The organism is Roseisolibacter sp. H3M3-2, from assembly GCF_029211165.1.
Lineage (GTDB): Bacteria > Gemmatimonadota > Gemmatimonadetes > Gemmatimonadales > Gemmatimonadaceae > Roseisolibacter.
In genome coordinates, this window is sequence record NZ_JARGEK010000085.1 from 1 (window position 1) to 15,470 (window position 15,470).

Annotated in this window: 13 protein-coding genes; 8 read left to right on the plus strand and 5 right to left on the minus strand. The window is 76.1% G+C overall.

The features are described from left to right. Window positions 1–2,354, plus strand: a 2,354-nt coding sequence (locus PYV61_RS09410; RefSeq protein WP_275830697.1) for a prolyl oligopeptidase family serine peptidase, incomplete at its 5' end; no start/stop codon positions are given. Window positions 2,355–2,372: 18 nt separating this feature from the next. Here the strand turns inward: PYV61_RS09410 and PYV61_RS09415 are convergent. Next, on the minus strand, window positions 2,373–3,002 hold the full coding sequence (locus tag PYV61_RS09415) for a DUF308 domain-containing protein (protein WP_275830699.1): 630 nt from the start codon (window positions 3,000–3,002) through the stop codon (window positions 2,373–2,375). 79 nt (window positions 3,003–3,081) lie between these two features. Here PYV61_RS09415 and PYV61_RS09420 point away from each other — a divergent pair, with 79 nt between their 5' ends. Continuing rightward, entirely contained in the window at window positions 3,082–3,885 is an 804-nt protein-coding gene (locus tag PYV61_RS09420) for an SDR family NAD(P)-dependent oxidoreductase (protein WP_275830701.1), read from the plus strand. Between the two features lie 76 nt (window positions 3,886–3,961). Here PYV61_RS09420 and PYV61_RS09425 read toward each other — a convergent pair whose 3' ends face one another. Together PYV61_RS09425 and PYV61_RS09430 are read right to left on the minus strand one after the other, a co-directional pair. Continuing rightward, complete coding sequence (locus PYV61_RS09425; protein ID WP_275830703.1) at window positions 3,962–5,251, minus strand: hypothetical protein; 1,290 nt, start codon at window positions 5,249–5,251, stop codon at window positions 3,962–3,964. A gap of 7 nt (window positions 5,252–5,258) precedes the next feature. Next, window positions 5,259–6,575, minus strand: a complete 1,317-nt coding sequence (locus tag PYV61_RS09430) for a hypothetical protein (protein WP_275830705.1) — start codon at window positions 6,573–6,575, stop codon at window positions 5,259–5,261. A 116-nt stretch (window positions 6,576–6,691) separates the two neighbouring features. Between PYV61_RS09430 and PYV61_RS09435 the strand changes: the two genes are divergently transcribed. The 3 genes from PYV61_RS09435 (at window position 6,692) to PYV61_RS09445 (ending at window position 9,352) form a co-directional block, all read left to right on the plus strand. Continuing rightward, entirely contained in the window at window positions 6,692–7,510 is an 819-nt protein-coding gene (locus tag PYV61_RS09435) for a PEP-CTERM sorting domain-containing protein (RefSeq protein ID WP_275830706.1), read from the plus strand. 113 nt (window positions 7,511–7,623) lie between these two features. Beyond that, entirely contained in the window at window positions 7,624–8,619 is a 996-nt protein-coding gene (locus PYV61_RS09440; protein ID WP_275830708.1) for a zinc-dependent alcohol dehydrogenase family protein, read from the plus strand. Window positions 8,620–8,704: 85 nt separating this feature from the next. After that, window positions 8,705–9,352, plus strand: a complete 648-nt coding sequence (locus PYV61_RS09445; RefSeq protein ID WP_275830710.1) for a choice-of-anchor C family protein — start codon at window positions 8,705–8,707, stop codon at window positions 9,350–9,352. A 15-nt stretch (window positions 9,353–9,367) separates the two neighbouring features. Here PYV61_RS09445 and PYV61_RS09450 read toward each other — a convergent pair whose 3' ends face one another. Next, entirely contained in the window at window positions 9,368–10,936 is a 1,569-nt protein-coding gene (locus PYV61_RS09450; RefSeq protein WP_275830712.1) for a family 10 glycosylhydrolase, read from the minus strand. A gap of 21 nt (window positions 10,937–10,957) precedes the next feature. Between PYV61_RS09450 and PYV61_RS09455 the strand changes: the two genes are divergently transcribed. From PYV61_RS09455 to PYV61_RS09465, 3 genes are all read left to right on the plus strand, one after another. Then, window positions 10,958–11,734: a hypothetical protein gene (locus PYV61_RS09455; RefSeq protein WP_275830714.1), complete on the plus strand. Its 777-nt coding sequence runs from the start codon at window positions 10,958–10,960 to the stop codon at window positions 11,732–11,734. A 20-nt stretch (window positions 11,735–11,754) separates the two neighbouring features. Continuing rightward, entirely contained in the window at window positions 11,755–12,885 is a 1,131-nt protein-coding gene (locus tag PYV61_RS09460; RefSeq protein WP_275830716.1) for an FAD-binding oxidoreductase, read from the plus strand. 106 nt (window positions 12,886–12,991) lie between these two features. Next, window positions 12,992–14,449: a pyridoxal-dependent decarboxylase gene (locus PYV61_RS09465; protein WP_275830718.1), complete on the plus strand. Its 1,458-nt coding sequence runs from the start codon at window positions 12,992–12,994 to the stop codon at window positions 14,447–14,449. Between the two features lie 4 nt (window positions 14,450–14,453). Here PYV61_RS09465 and PYV61_RS09470 read toward each other — a convergent pair. Continuing rightward, window positions 14,454–15,470, minus strand: a 1,017-nt coding sequence (locus PYV61_RS09470) for a serine hydrolase domain-containing protein (RefSeq protein ID WP_275830720.1), incomplete at its 5' end; no start/stop codon positions are given.

A 15,470-nucleotide genomic window follows, 5' to 3' on the forward strand; every position in this document is an offset into this window, starting at 1 on the left:
TCGGCGCGCGCGCTGGCGAGGGGCGCCCCGGCGCGCCGCCGGCCGCGGCGCGCGCCGCGAGCAGCGACCTGCTCGTGCACCGCCTCGGCACCGCCGACCTGCTGACGGTCGGCAGCGTCGCCGAGTTCGGGGTGGACTTCGGCGGGCGCTTCCTCGCCTACACCGTCGAGCGCCGCGAGCAGACCGGCAACGGCGTGCACGTGCACGACCTGCAGAGCGGCACGGTGCGCGTGCTCGACTCCGAGAAGGCGCTGTACCGCCGGCTGGCGTGGAGCGACACGCTCCCGCAGCTCGCCGTGCTGCGCGGCGTCGTCGACAGCGCGGCCAGCGACACCGCCTACGCGGTGCTCGGCTTCCGCGGCTTCGGCGCCGCCGCCCCGAAGGCGACGAGCGTCGCCCTGGCCGGCCGCGCCGACGCGCCGGCCGGGATGCGCGTGTCGCCCGACCGCGCGCCGCGGTGGACGGTGCAGGGCGACGGGCTGCTGTTCGGGCTGCGCGAGAAGGGGGCGCCGGTCACGCGCGACGACCCGGACGACGAGAAGCCGAACCTGATGATCTGGCACTGGAAGGAGGCCCGCCTCCAGTCGCAGCAGCAGGTGCAGGAGCAGGCCGACCGCGCGTTCAGCTACCTCGCGGCGTTCTGGCCGTCGACCAACAAGGTCGTCGCGCTCTCCGACTCGACGATGCGCACCGTGCAGCTGCTGCCGGGCGACCGGTGGGCGATGGGCGTCGACCCGCGCGCCGACGAGCGCCGCGGCTTCCTGGAGGGGCTGCCGCGCGCCGACCACTACGCCGTCGACCCGCGCACCGGCGAGCGCCGGCTGGCGATGAAGGCGCTGCGCCAGGGCCCGACGCTGCCGTCGCCCGACGGGCGGCGCATGCTGTACTTCGACGACGGCCACTACCACGTGCTCGACGTCGCGACGCTCGCCAAGCGCAACGTGACCGCGGGCGCGCCGGTCGCGTTCTGGGACACCGAGGACGACCACAACGTCGAGAAGCCCGCCAACTTCCCCGTCGGCTGGGCGAAGGACGGGAGCGCGGTGCTGCTCTCCGACAACTGGGACGTGTGGAAGGTCCCGACGGCCGGCGGCGCGCCGGTGAACCTGACGCGCGACGGGCGGACGTCGGGGGTGCGCTACCAGCAGCGCGTGGTCGTCGACCCGCGCGACACCGGGATCGACCTCGCCAAGCCGCTGTACCTGCGCCTGTTCGGCGACCGCACGAAGCAGGGCGGGATGGCGCGCGTCGACGCGCGGCGCGGCGGCGCGACCACGGTGGTGCTCGACGACGCGGCGTACGCGCCGCGCCGCGCGCGCGACGCCGAGGTCTGGGTGACGACGCGCAGCACCTTCTCGGAGTACCCCGACTGGTACGTGCTCGACGGCGGGAAGCTCGGCGCGCGGCTCACCGGCGGCGCCGCGCAGCTCGCGCAGTACAAGTGGTCGCCCGGCACGCGCCTGGTGAACTACGTGACCGAGAAGGGCGACTCGCTGCAGGGGACGCTGTACCTCCCGGCCGGCTACCAGGAGGGGCAGAAGTACCCGACGGTGACGTACATCTACGAGAAGCTGACGCAGAACCGCCACAACTTCTGGCACCCGAACGAGGTGAACGGGACCGGCGTGCACCCGGGGATCTTCACCAGCCGCGGCTACGCGGTGTTCATGCCCGACATCGTCTACAAGGTCAACGACCCGGGGATGAGCGCGGTGTGGAGCGTGGTGCCCGCGGTGAAGGCGGCGATCGCCACCGGCATCGTCGACTCGGCGAAGGTCGGGCTGCAGGGGCACTCGTGGGGCGGGTACCAGACGGCGTTCCTGGTCACGCAGACCAACATCTTCAAGGCCGCCATCGCCGGCGCGCCGCTCACCGACATGGTGAGCATGTACAGCTCCGTGTACTGGAACAGCGGCCTCGCCAACCAGGGGATCTTCCAGTCGAGCCAGGGGCGGTTCAAGGGGAACTTCCTGGAGAACATGGACGCGTACGCGCGCAACTCCCCGAACCGCCACGCCGACAAGGTGCAGACGCCGCTCGTCATCCTGCACAACGACAAGGACGGCGCGGTCGACTTCAACCAGGGGATCACGTACTACAACACGCTCAAGCAGCTCGGGAAGGAGGTCATCCTGCTCGAGTACCCGGGCGAGAACCACGGGCTGGCGCAGCGCGGCAACCTGAAGGACTACCAGTCGCGCATGACCGAGTGGTTCGACGTGCACCTCAAGGGGACGCCCGCGCCCGACTGGATCGACCGCGGCGTGCCGCGCCTGAAGATGGACGAGCACCTCCGCGCGCGGAAAAAGGAGCCGAAGAAGGACGAGCCGAAGCGGATCGCGACCGCCGGCTGACCGGCCGCCGCACTCCCGCTACGCACGCGCCCCGCGTGCTTCCTCGTGAAGCGCGCGGGGCGCGTCGGCGTCGGGGGCCGGCGGGACGTGCGGGAGGCGCGTGCGGTGGCGCGCGCGCGGCGCCGCCGCGTGCGCGACGAGCAGCAGCGCCGCGGCCGCGGCGTACCCCGCGAGCCACCACGTCACGTCGACCACGCCGAGGGCGAGCCCGACGACCAGGCGCGCGCCGAGCAGGAGCCCGACCGCGCCGGCGGCGTCGTACAGCCGCGCCGCGGGGAGCCGGCCGCGCAGCCGCCACGCCACCAGCCCCTTGAGCGCGCCCGTCGCCAGCGCCCACGCGGCCACCAGCCCCTCGAACTCGGCGAGCGTGGGCGCCGGCCAGAGCGCGGCCAGGATCCCGAGCCCGAGCCCGGCCAGCGCCTCGTACAGCAGCGCCTCGCGGCGCGGGGCGGCGCGTCGGTCGCGGCCGGCGGGCTTGAGGGCGCCGATGACGGCCAGCACGCCGTCGGCGAACGCGTAGGCGGCGAAGCCGCCGATCACGTGGTCGAGCGTCAGCCCCGGGTAGAAGGGGACGAAGAGGGCGAGGATCGCGGCGGCGCCGCCGCGCGCGGCCACCGCCCACCAGTTCCGGACGAGGAGCTCTGCCATGAGATGAGGGCACGACCAGGGCGGCCACGGGCGTGGGACTGCCGCCACAGCCCCCGGAAGCGCAGGATTCCGGCCACCCATGACGCGTTCCGATCCTCCAGTTCCCCGCCCTGTGGCGGTCGTCACCGGCCCGACGGCCGGGATCGGCCGCGTGTTCGCCGAGCGGCTGGCCGCCCGCGGCCACGACCTCGTGCTGGTGTCGCGCGACGCCGCGCGGCTTCGCGCGCTGGCCGACGAGCTCTCGGCGCGGCACGGCGTCGCGTGCGAGGCGGCGGCGCACGACCTCGCCGACGCGGCGGCGGTCGAGGCGCTGGCGGCGGCGCTGGCGGCGATGCCGCGGCTCGACGTCCTCGTCAACAACGCGGGCTTCGGTACGCTCGGCACCCTGGAGCGCGCCGACCCGGCCGCACAGGCGGCGATGGTGCAGCTGCACTGCGCGACGCCGGTGCGGCTCGCGCAGGCGGCGCTCCCCGCGATGCTGGCGCGCGGCGCGGGCGCGATCGTCAACGTCGCGTCGGTGGCGGCGTTCGTGACCGGGCCGGGGAACGCGACCTACTCGGGGACGAAGGCGTTCGTGCGGCTGTGGAGCGAGGGGCTGGCCGCCGAGGTGCAGCGGCGCGGCGTGGCGGTGCAGGCGCTGTGTCCGGGCTTCACGCGCACCGAGTTCCACCAGCGCATGGGCTTCGCGCCGACGCGCATCCCGGCCGCGCTCTGGCTCACCGCCGAGTCGGTGGTGGACGCGTCGCTGCGCGCACTCGACCGCGGCGGGCCGGTGACCGTCGTACCCGGGCTGCGCTACAAGCTCGCGATCGCGGCGGTGCGGCTGCTGCCGCTGCGCGTCTTCTCGGCCGTCGTGCAGCGCGGGCCAAGGACGAGAACCTGACGCGCGATTACCGGACGTTGCGGGCTGCGGGCTGCGGGTTCGTGCAGGATCCGCAGCCCGCAGCCCGCAGCCGCAGCTACCGCGTGATCGGCCGCAGCTTGAACACGCCCCCCAGCATGTCCGTCGCCCAGAGCGCGTCGCTCGTGAGGTCGACGCCCCACACGAACGGGGGCGTGGTCTGGCCGGTGCGCGGGTCGCGGGTGCGCGGGGTGCCGGCGAGGGCGACGCCGATCTCGCGGCCCATCTTGGCCAGGTCGCAGCGGCCGTCGGCGGTGCGCTGCGCGTCCGTGCAGCTCGACAGGTCGCCGCGCACGTCGAAGGCGCGCACGCCGCCGTCGTAGTACGCCGCGTAGAGGACGCCGCGCGCCTCGTCGGCGACGACGTTGTGCACGCCGGCGGTCGGGTGGTGGTAGACCGCGACCTCGCGCCACGACGTCGGGTTCGCGAGGTCGTTCAGGTCGACGATGTGCAGGTCGCCCGCCGACGAGTTGCCGATCGTCACGCCCGTGGTCAGCTCCTCGCCGACGGCGACGTAGCGCTTGCGGCCGTCCACGTGCAGCCACCACGCGTTGTGCACCGACGCCCCCTGCCCCGCGGCGCTCGGCCGGGTGACGATGCGCCCGACGCGCAGCGGGGCCGACACCGAGCCGCCGCGACCGAGCCCGCCGAGGTCCCAGACGACGAGCCCCTCGTCCCAGTTGGCGGTGAACAGCACGCCGTCGCGGACGAAGGTGTCGTGCACGAACGGCTGCCCCATCGAGATCGACGTCACCTCCTGCGGCGCCGCCGGGTTCGAGAGGTCGACGATCGTCAGGCGCGCCCCCGCCGCGGCCGTCGGGTTCACCGCCGCGAACGCGTAGAGGCGCCCGTTCACGCGCGACACCTGCGCCGTGTGCACCCCGTTGGGGAAGTTCCGGTAGCGCGACACGAAGCGCGGGTGCGCCGGGTCGGCGAGCGAGTAGAGCACCAGCGACCCCTCGGGCTCCGTCGCCACCACGAGGAGCGACCCGTCGTCGCTGACCTGCACGTCGCCCGTGGTGCGCACCCCGTCGACGATCAGCGAGTCGGTGAGCACGGGGACGTTCCCGGCGCCGTCCCACACGTACACGACGTTCCCGGTCGCGAAGCGCTGCCCCCACGACGACGAGTAGACCCACCGCCCGCGCGCGCTCACCTCGGCGCTCACCCGGTCGGTCACCACGCCCTGCCCGAGCACCGCGATCGCGGCCGGCTGCGTCAGCCCGGTCCCCGGGTTCGGCGGCGGCTCGACCGTCGTGCCGCCGTCGTCGGAGCCGCCGCAGGCCGCGAGCGCGGCGGCGAGGAGGAGCACCGCCAGGGCGCGCGGGGTCGGGGGCGGGAGGGGCACGGGGCGGTCAGCGGTGGTCGGAGGCGACGCCGTAGCGCCCCATGCGGGCGTGCGGCCGGCCGACGCCGAAGCGTACCCCGGCGGCGACGGTCCACTGGACGGGCGCACGGTAGAAGAGCGACGGCTCGAAGACGGACGGGCGCACGAGGGCGCGCGGGCGGGCGCGCGCGGCCTCGACGAACGGCGCGACGCGCAGCCGCCCCGCGGGCGGACGCAGCGCCGCGGCGACCGTCAGGATCCGCCACTCGGTGATCCCCAGGACGTTCTGCTCGAAGTGCGGTCGCACGGTGCGGAAGGGGTCGAGCATCCGTTCCTCCTCGGGGCGGCCGGTGCGCTCGGCGCGCGCCGCCACGGAGAGGGTGCCGCCGAGCGGGCCCGCGCCCACCGGCCGCCAGAGCGCCGCCTCGGCGAGCACGCTCTGGTAGCGGAAGGCGCGGCGCGCGCCGCGGCGCTCGTCGGTGCGCGCCCACTCCAGCAGCGCGTACCCTCCGCGGCGCGATTCCGTCACCGGCGCGGCGTCGCCGCCCGACGCCCAGCGCGCCGCCAGGCTCGACTTCCGCTGGTCGAGCCCCGCCCCCGTCGGGTCCTCGGGGGACGGCACCTCGGCGCGGCTCGCCGACAGCTCGAGCGCCCCCGCCCCCGCGGCGCCGCGCGCCAGCTCCAGGGGGAAGGCGGTGGCGCGCGCGCTCCACCCCTCGCCGAAGCGCGACGCGCGCGGCCACGCCCAGGGCCCCTGCGGCTCGTCGCCGCCGAAGCGCGCGCCCTCGACCATCAGCCCGGGGACGCGCGCGCCGCCGATCGCGACGTAGCGCTCCAGCAGCTGGGCGAGGTGGTGGTTGACGGGGAAGAAGGCGAACGGGCGGAGCATCGGGTCGTCGGTGCCGAAGGGGACGAAGCCCTTCCCCGCCGCCGCCGACAGCCGCAGCGGGCCGCCGCGCGGGCGCGCCCCGGCGCTCAGCATCGCCTCGTGCACGAAGGTGTGCGGGTGGCGGCGGTCGACGAACCCCTCGCCGTAGATGCCCGGCGTCAGCTGCCCGCGGCGCAGCGTGAGCCCCTCGAGGTTCAGCGTCCCGGTCAGGCGGAGGCGTCCGCCGAGCAGCGGCGCGTGCCCCATCACGACGGGCTGCGCGAGGTACCCCTCGGCGAGGGTGCGCCCCTCGGGCGCGTGCGCGGCGCGGACGGCGAGGGCGGTGACGTCGGCGGAGAGACGCAGGCCGTCGTGTGTCCGCGCCGCGTGGTCGCCGTGGCCCTGGGCCCCGAGCGTCGCGCGGACGAGGACGAGTGTGGCGGCCGCGACTGCAAAGGCGTGGCGCAGGTGCAACAACGTGTCGATGGCTGGCGCGTGGTTTGCGACCCGTGGGAGGCCGGTACCCATCGCCGATGCCGCCCGTTCCCGAGGCGGCACCCGCCGAGCACGCAGGCCGTCGTCCATCCTATCTCATGCGCGCCTCCTCTGGTCGTCCACTGCTGGTCGCCGTCACGCTCGTGCTGTCCGCCACGGCGGCCGGCGCGCAGGACGCCACCTCCGCCGCGCCCCTCGCGGGCGCACGTCTTCCCGGGGCGCTGATGTCCGGCCGGTCGGCGACGAGCGTCGAGTTCGAGTTCACGTCCGCCTCGATGGAGGAGCGCATGCTCGCCGCCGCCGTCGCCGACGAGGAGGACGACGAGGACGAGGAGTCGGCCGGCTGGTCGGGCTTCTTCGGCCTCGGCGGCGAGAGCTCGGGGCGGCGCGCCCGCGGGCTGTCGGCCGACGCCGGGCGGGCGGGCTTCGCCGGCGTGTCGCTCCCCGGGCTCGGGCTGCTCAAGCGCGCGGCGCGCGCCGAGGCGCTGGCCCGGCTGCAGGCGCGCCTCGCCGCGCAGTCGGTGGGCGGGCTGCGCGTGGCCGAGGAGCGGGTCGAGACGGCGCTGACGCTGGGCGGCACGGTGGACGACGGCGTGCTGCCGCCGGGCGCGCTCGAGCAGCACCCGGGGCGCGGGCACGAGATGCGGGCGCTGCACGCGAACGCGAACGCCGCGTTCAACCGCGAGGCGACGCCGCCCGCGCTCCCGCCGGTCGCGCTCCCCGGCACGACCGACACCTTCGACGGCTCGGTGTCGGGCGGCGTGGCGACGCCCCCGCCGGGCGGCGTGCACGCGCCGGCCTCGGCGGCCGCGACCGCGGCGGCCTGCGTGGTGACCCCGGAGCCGGCGAGCCTCGCCCTGCTCGGCACCGGCGTGGCCGCGCTGGGGGCGATCGTCGGGCGCCGCCGCCGCAGCTGACCGACCGCCGTCCCGCACGTCCCACGCGCGCCCGGGTCCACGCGACCCGGGCGCGCGTCGCGTATGTTGGCGACCCGTCCCCGCCATCCGATCCGATTCCCACCCGCACTCGCATGATCGCCGCACAGTTCTCGAGGACCGGCGCGCCCGCCGACGTGCTGGAGGTGGTGGAGCTCCCCGACCCCGGCCCGCCGGACGCGGGCGAGGTGGTCGTCGACCTCGTCGCGGCGCCGATCAACCCGTCGGACCTGTACACGATCCAGGGGACCTACGGGATCAAGCCGCCGCTCCCCGCCGTCCCCGGGTTCGAGGGGATCGGCGCGGTGGCGGCCGTGGGCGACGGCGTGACGCACCTGCGCGCCGGCGACCGCGTGCTGCTCGTGACGGCGCCGGGGACGTGGCGCTCGCGCGTGCGGCTGAAGGCGGCCGGGCTGTTCGCGCTCCCGCCGGGCGACGACCTCCAGCTCGCGATGCTCGGCGCCAACCCGCCGACGGCGATCCTGATGCTGGAGCAGTTCGTGTCGCTCGCCGCCGGCGACTGGGTGCTCCAGAACGCCGCCAACTCGGGCGTCGGCGCGGCGGTGGTCGCGGCGGCGCGCGCCCGGGGCGTGCGCACCGTCAACGTGGTGCGCCGCGACTCGGCGGTCGACGGGGTGCGCGCGCTCGGCGGCGACGTGGTGCTCGTCGACGGCCCGCAGCTCGCCGAGCGGGCGCAGGCGGCGGTGCGCGAGGCGGGGGGCGACCCCGCGCGGCTGCGCCTCGCCCTCGACGCGGTGGGCGGGAAGGCGACGGGGCGGCTCATGCGCGGCCTGGCGCACGGGGGGACGGTCGTGAACTACGGCGGGCTGTCGGGGGAGGCGATCGAGCTGAACCCGCGCGACATGATCTTCCTCGGCACGACCGTGCGCGGCTTCTGGCTGGTGCCGTGGTTCCGGACGGCGCCGCGCGAGGAGCAGGCGCGCGTGGTCGGCGAGGCGGCGCGGCTCATCGCCACCGGCGCGCTGCGGACGCCGGTCGAGGCGACGTACCCGCTGTCGCTGGCGCGCGAGGCGTGCGCGCACGCGGCGCGCGAGGGGCGGAGCGGGAAGGTGCTGCTCGTCGCGGGGTGAGCCGCTGGATGGAGTGCGGGGTGGAGGATTGCAGGATCGTCATGTTGCCTCCATCTTGCCGCGACTCTCACCCCGGAATCGAACGATGCGCGCCGCCCTCTCCACCGCCGTCTCCACCGCCCTCGCCCTCGCCGCCACCGCCTCGGTCGCGTCGGCGCAGATCGTCACCAACGGCAGCTTCGAGACGCCGACGGCGCCCGCGAACGCCTTCACGACGCTGTCGGGGAGCCAGCTCACCGGGTGGACGGTCTCGCAGGGGAACGTCGACCTGATCGGCCCCGGCTTCTGGCAGGCCGCGGCGGGGAGCCAGTCGCTCGACCTGAACGGCGACGCCGGGGCGGCCACGATCTACCAGGACGTCGCGCTGACGCTGGGCGGCACCTACCGGCTGTCGTTCGCGATGGCCGGCAACACCGACGGGCTGCCGGTGGTGAAGACGATGACCGTCGGCATCGGCGGGATCGACTTCGGCACCTTCAGCTTCAACTCGGCCGGCCGGAGCCCGTCGGCGATGGGGTGGGAGACGTTCACGCGCGACTTCACGGCGACGGGGACGACGATGCGCCTCACCTTCGCCAGCACCACGTCGGGGTGCTGCACCGGGCCGGCGCTCGACGCCGTGTCGATCGCCGCGGTGAGCAGCACGGTGCCGGAGCCGGGGACCTACGCGCTGCTGGGGACGGGGCTGCTCGGCCTCGCCGGCGTCGCCCGCCGGCGCCGCGCGCAGGGCTGACGACGCGGCGGGCCGTCAGCGCGCGGCGATCGCCGCCGACGGCCAGCGCGCGGGCTCCGACACGTTCCCCGCGGCGTCGACCGCGTGGACCGCGATGCGGTCGAGCCCCGCGGCGCCGGGACGCACGGTGACGGTCCGCTCGTCGCCGAACACGAGCTGCTGCGCCCACGCGCCGCCCGAGCGCCAGCGCACGAGCCACCAGCGCACCGGGTCGGCGTCGCCGGGGCGCAGCGGCGCCAGCGTCCACTCGCGCCCCCCGCCCGGCGCCGCCCCCTCGCCGACCGTCACCTCGGGGCGCGCGGGCGCGGCGGCGTCGAGCCACGGGGTGGCGGGGACGACGGCGCGGTCGGCGAACACGCCGCGCGCCAGCTCCGACGCCACGGCGCCGCCGTTCCAGGCGAGCGTCGTCGTCGCGTTGTAGAGGACCACCCCCGTCGACGGGCCGCGCGCCGCGCGGGCGCGCGTGGCCTCGACCTGGCGCGCGACCTCGCCGAGCGGCCAGCCGCTGTCGCGCACGCGGTAGGTGGCGACGCCCGGCCAGACGTGGCGCCCGCGCGCGTTCTGCGCCGGCGCGGTCCACCAGTCGAGCAGCGCGGTGAACGACTGCTGCGGCGGGTCGATCTGCCAGTAGAGCTGCGGCGCGAGGTAGTCGACCCACCCGTTCTGCAGCCAGGTGCGCGAGTCGGCGTAGATCTCGGCGTACGCGTCCATCCCCGTGACGCCGGGCGGGTTCTGCGGGCGCCAGATGCCGAACGGGCTGACGCCGACCTTCACCATCGGCTTCGCCGCGTGCACCTCGCGGTAGAAGCGCTCGACGAAGCGGTTCACGTTGGCCCGCCGCCAGTCGGCGCGCGGCGTGGTCCCGCCGAGCTGCGCGTAGGTCGCGCTGTCGGGGAAGTCGAGGATCCGGTTCTGCGCGTCGCGCTGCAGGTACGGGTAGAAGAAGTCGTCGATGTGCACGCCGTCGACGTCGTAGCGCGCGACCACGTCGAGTACCGCGGCCATGGTGCGGTCCTGCACCGCGGGCTCCCCCGGGTCCTGCCAGAGCTGCGTGCCGTAGACGCGCACCAGGTCGCGCCGCTGGCGGAAGACGTGGGTGGCCGCCAGCCGCGTCGAGTCGTTCGTGTTGCCGGCGCGGAACGGGTTGAACCACGCGTGCAGCTCGAGCCCACGCCGGTGGGCCTCGCGCACCGCCCACTCGAGCGGGTCCCACCCCGGGTCGACGCCCTGCGTGCCCGCGAGCATCGCGCCCCACGGCTCCAGCGCCGAGCGGTAGACGGCGTCGGAGGCCGGGCGCACGTGCAGCACGACGGCGTTGAGCCCCGCGTCGCGCGCGCGGTCGAGCAGCGCGCCGAGCTCCGACTGCTGCTGCGCGGCGGGGAGCCCGCCGCGCGACGGCCAGTCGATGTTGGCCACGGTCGCGATCCAGACGCCGCGGAACTCGCGCCGCAGCGTGGGGAGCGTGTCGGGTGCGGGGGGCGGCGGCGTGACGACCGGCGGCGTGGTGACCGGCGGCGGCGCCGTCGTCGGGTCGGCCGCGCAGGCGGCGAGCAGGAGGAGCGTCGTGGCGGCGAGGCGGCGCATGGGCGGTTAGAGTAACAGGCCATGCCCCACACGCGCGCCGTCGGCATCGACTGGTCGGGCGACCTGGCGAACGCGCCGCGCAAGATCTGGTGGTGCGAGGTCGGCGCGCGCGGCGTCGCGCGGCTCGAGAACGGGCGCTCGGCGGCCGACGTGCTGGCGGAGCTGCGCGGGCGCCCCGAGGTGATCGCGGGGCTGGACTTCGCGTTCTCCTTCCCCGCGTGGTTCGTCGACGCGCTGGGCGGCACCGCGCGGGCGGCGTGGGCGGCGGCGCGCGACGCGGGGGAGGCGTGGCTGCGCGACCCGCGCGCGCCCTTCTGGCGGCGCGCCGGCGCGGGGGTCCCCGGCGAACCGCTGCGCCTCGCCGAGCGCGAGGCCGCCGAGCGCTCGTCGCGGCGCCCGTCGTCGGTGTTCACGCTCGTGGGGCCGGGGCAGGTCGGCCCCGGCTCCGTGCGCGGGATGCCCGGGCTGCTGGCGCTGCAGGACGGCGGCGCGGCCGTGTGGCCGTTCGACGCCGTGCGCGCCGGCGAGCCGCTGGTCGTCGAGATCTGGCCGCGCCTCTGCTACGGCGAGCCGGTGGTGAAGGCGCGCGCGGACGCGCGCGCGGCGTGGGTCGCGCGCCATGCGCCTCGCCTGCCGCCGGCGCTCCGCGACGCCGCGGTCGCCGCCGACGACGCGGTCGACGCGCTGCGCCCCGCGGTCGCGCTCTGGCGCGCGCGCGACGCGCTGGCCGCGCTCCCCCCGGCGCGGGACGCGGTCGAGGCGAAGGAGGGGCGCATCTGGGTCCCGCCGGCGGCGTGACGCGCGCGTAGCTTTCGCGCATGACGACGCCCGCACTCCCCAACCGCCCCGTCTGGGACGAGGGCCCCGCCCCCGAGCTCCCCGCCCTCGCGCACGACGTCGAGGCCGACGTGTGCGTGGTGGGCCTCGGGGGCTCGGGGCTCGCCGCCGTGCACGAGCTGCTCGCCCTCGGGCGCTCGGTGGTCGGCCTCGACGCCGGCGTCGTGGGCGGCGCGGCGGCGGGGCGCAACGGCGGCTTCCTGCTCGCCGGCCCGGCCGACTTCCACCACGACGCGGTCGCCAAGCACGGGCGCGACCGCGCGGTGCGCATGTACCACCTCACGCTCGCCGAGATCGACCGCATGATCGGCGAGACGCCCGAGGCGATCCGCCGCGTCGGCTCGATCCGGCTGGCGGCGTCGGACGAGGAGGTCGAGGACTGCCGCGTGCAGCTCGACGCGATGCGGGCCGACGGGCTGGCCGCCGAGTGGTACGAGGGCCCGCTCGGCACGGGGCTGCGCATCCCGACCGACTGCGCCTTCCAGCCGATGGCGCGCGCGCGCGCGCTGGCGGCGCGCGCGGCCGAACGCGGCGCGCGGCTGTTCGAGCGCTCGGCGGCGGTGGAGATCGCCGGCGCCGGCCCGCTCGCCGCCGGCGGGACGGTGCGCTGCCGCGCGGTGGTGGTGGCGGTGGACGGCGCGCTCGACCGGCTGCTGCCGGAGCTCGCGCCGCGCATCCGGAGCACGCGGCTGCAGATGCTCGCCACCGCGCCGACGCGCGAGGTCAGCGTCCCGGGCCCGGTGTACGCGCGCTACGGCTTCGACTACTGGCAGCAGCTGCCGGACGGCCGGATCTCGCTCGGCGGGTGCCGCGACCTCGACATGGAGAACGAGTGGGGGCACGACGCGACGCCGACGCCGACGATCCAGGCGGCGCTCGACCGCGTGCTGCGCGAGCGCGTGGGGGTGCGCGAGGCGCCGGTGACGCACCGGTGGGCCGCCGTCGTGGGCTACACCGACGACGGGCTGCCGGTGTTCGCCGAGGCGCGCCCGGGGGTGTGGGCGGTGGGCGCGTACAGCGGCACCGGGAACGTGGTGGGCGCGCTGTGCGGGCGGGCGGCGGCGCGGCGCGCGGTGGGGCTGCCGAGCGAGATGGCGGCGCTGCTCGTCTGACGGGGCGTTGCGGGCTGCGGGCTGCGGGCTGCGGGCTGCGGATTTCACCGCTCGCGGACCCGCCGCCCGCAGCCCGCGGCGTCCGGCGCGCCGATAGCTTGCACGCATGCCGAGCCTCCAGGAATCCGAGTTCCGTGGCGACCTTCCGGTCGAGGAGTTCCGCCGCTACGCCGCGCAGCTGGTCGACTGGATCGCCGAGTACCTGGCGCACCCCGAGCGGTTCCCGGTGGTGCCGCGCGTGCGGCCGGGGGAGGTGGCGGCGCAGCTCCCCCCCGCCCCGCCCGCGCGCGGCGAGTCGCTGGCCGACGTGCTGGCCGACGTGGAGCGGGTGATCGTCCCCGGCACCACGCACTGGAACCACCCGGGGTTCTTCGCCTACTTCGCGATCTCGAGCAGCGTCCCGGGGATCCTCGGCGAGATGCTGGCGGCGGCGCTCGACGTCAACGCGATGCTGTGGAAGACGGGGCCCGCGGCGACGGAGCTGGAGCAGGTCGCGCTCGACTGGCTGCGGCAGCTCATGGGGCTCGGGCCCGGCTGGTTCGGCGTCATCAACGACACGGCGAGCATCTCGACGCTGCTGGCGCTGGCGGCGGCGCGCGAGGCGAAGCCCGGGCTGGAGATCCGCGCCCGCGGGATGGCGGGGCGCGCCGACCTGCCGACGCTGCGCGTCTACTGCTCGGCGCACGCGCACTCGTCGGTCGACAAGGCGGCGATCACGCTCGGCCTCGGCCACGACAACGTCGTCAAGATCGACGTCGACGACGAGTTCCGGATGCGCGTGGACGTGCTGGAGCGGCGGATGGCCGAGGACCGCGCGGCGGGGATGCTCCCGCTGTGCGTCGTGGCGACGATCGGGACGACGAGCACCACGAGCATTGACCCGGTGGGTGAGATCGCGGAGCTGTGCCGCTCCGAGGACGTGTGGCTGCACGTCGACGGCGCGTACGGCGGCGTGGCGGCGGTCGTCCCCGAGCTGCAGGACCTGATGGACGGCGTGCACCTCGCCGACTCGCTGGTGGTGAACCCGCACAAGTGGCTGTTCACGCCGGTGGACTGCTCGGCGTTCTACACGCGGCAGCCGGAGGTGCTGAAGCGCGCGTTCTCGCTGGTGCCCGAGTACCTGGTGACGCGCGAGCAGGACGAGGTGGTGAACCTGATGGACTATGGAGTCCAGCTGGGTCGGAGGTTCAGGGCTTTGAAGCTCTGGATGGTCATCCGCGCGTTCGGCGCCGAGGGGCTGGCGGAGCGCATCCGCCACCACGTGCAGCTCGCGCAGGAGTTCGCGGCGTGGGTGCGCGCGGAACCCGGGTGGGAGGTCAGCGCGCCGCACCCGCTGTCGCTCGTCTGCTTCCGCTACGCGCCGCCCGGGACGACGGAGGCCGAGCGCGAGGCGGAGAACGCGCGCGTCATGCACGCGGTGAACGCGGGCGGCGAGGCGTTCCTCTCGCACACCAAGCTGGGCAACCGGTACGTGCTGCGCCTGGCGATCGGCAACATCCGCACGGAGCGGCGGCACGTGGCGCGGGCGTGGGAGCTGCTGCGCGAGGCGGCCGCGGGTCGGTAGCGCGCTACCGCGGCAGCCGCGCGAGCACGTAGCTCGCCATCTGCGTCGCCGCGGGCGGGTCGAGGTTCGACAGGACGACGACCACGTACCCGCCGCCGGGCTCGAAGGCGAGGTCGCCGTTCATCCCCGGCGCGCCGCCGCCGTGGCCGACGAACCGCCGGCCGTCGACGACGCGGTCGAAGAAGCCGTACGCGTAGCGCACCCCGTTCCCGGCGTCGACCTTGCCCGCGAGCAGCAGCGCCGTGTGCGCGGGATCGAGCAGCCGGTGCTCGCGCAGCGCGACGGCGAAGCGCGCGAGGTCGCCGACGGTGGAGTAGCCGCCGCCCGCCGGCGTGCCGCGGTACGGGAGGGTCGGCGCGTTGGAGACGAGCGCGCCGGGGACGAGCTGCCGCGTGTACCCGACCGACCGCCCCGGCACGAGCGAGTCCTCGGGCGCCGCGCCGGTCGCCGTCATCCCCGCCGGCGCGAGCACGCGCGCCGCGACGTGGTCGTCGTAGCTCCCGCCGCCCGCCCGCTCGACGAGGGCGCCGAGGAGCAGGAAGCCGTAGTTGCTGTACTCCCACCGCGTCCCCGGCGCGAAGCGCAGTGCGCGCGCGCCGTACAGCCGCAGGTAGTCCGCCGTCGTGCGGAGCTCGAGCCGGCGCGCCGCGAACTCCGGCCCGAAGATGTCGCCCGTGCCCCCCGTGTGGGTGAGCAGGTGGTGGGGCGTCACCCGCGACGCCAGCTCGGCGTTCGGGTAGTCGGGGAGGTACGTCCCGAGCGGGGCGTCGAGGCGCAGCGCCCCCGCCTGCACGAGCTGCAGCGTCGCGACCGCGGTCAGCATCTTGTTCATCGACCCGACGCGGAACCGCGTGGCCGGCGTGTTCGGCACGCCGCGCTCCCGGTCCGCGGGGCCGGCGGCGCCCTCGAAGAGCGTGCGGCCGTCGCGGAGCACGAGCACCGCGCCCGCGAACTCGCCGGCCTCGGCGGCCGCCGCGAGCAGCGCGAGGAGCGCGGCGGCGAGGGCGGGGTCGCCCGCCGC

Coding starts and splice junctions, on each gene's coding strand:
- PYV61_RS09415 (WP_275830699.1), bottom strand. CDS start 3,002: ATGGCAGAGCTCCTCGTCCGGAACTGGTGGGCGGTGGCCGCGCGCGGC.
- PYV61_RS09420 (WP_275830701.1), top strand. CDS start 3,082: ATGACGCGTTCCGATCCTCCAGTTCCCCGCCCTGTGGCGGTCGTCACC.
- PYV61_RS09435 (WP_275830706.1), top strand. CDS start 6,692: ATGCGCGCCTCCTCTGGTCGTCCACTGCTGGTCGCCGTCACGCTCGTG.
- PYV61_RS09440 (WP_275830708.1), top strand. CDS start 7,624: ATGATCGCCGCACAGTTCTCGAGGACCGGCGCGCCCGCCGACGTGCTG.
- PYV61_RS09445 (WP_275830710.1), top strand. CDS start 8,705: ATGCGCGCCGCCCTCTCCACCGCCGTCTCCACCGCCCTCGCCCTCGCC.
- PYV61_RS09450 (WP_275830712.1), bottom strand. CDS start 10,936: ATGCGCCGCCTCGCCGCCACGACGCTCCTCCTGCTCGCCGCCTGCGCG.
- PYV61_RS09455 (WP_275830714.1), top strand. CDS start 10,958: ATGCCCCACACGCGCGCCGTCGGCATCGACTGGTCGGGCGACCTGGCG.
- PYV61_RS09460 (WP_275830716.1), top strand. CDS start 11,755: ATGACGACGCCCGCACTCCCCAACCGCCCCGTCTGGGACGAGGGCCCC.
- PYV61_RS09465 (WP_275830718.1), top strand. CDS start 12,992: ATGCCGAGCCTCCAGGAATCCGAGTTCCGTGGCGACCTTCCGGTCGAG.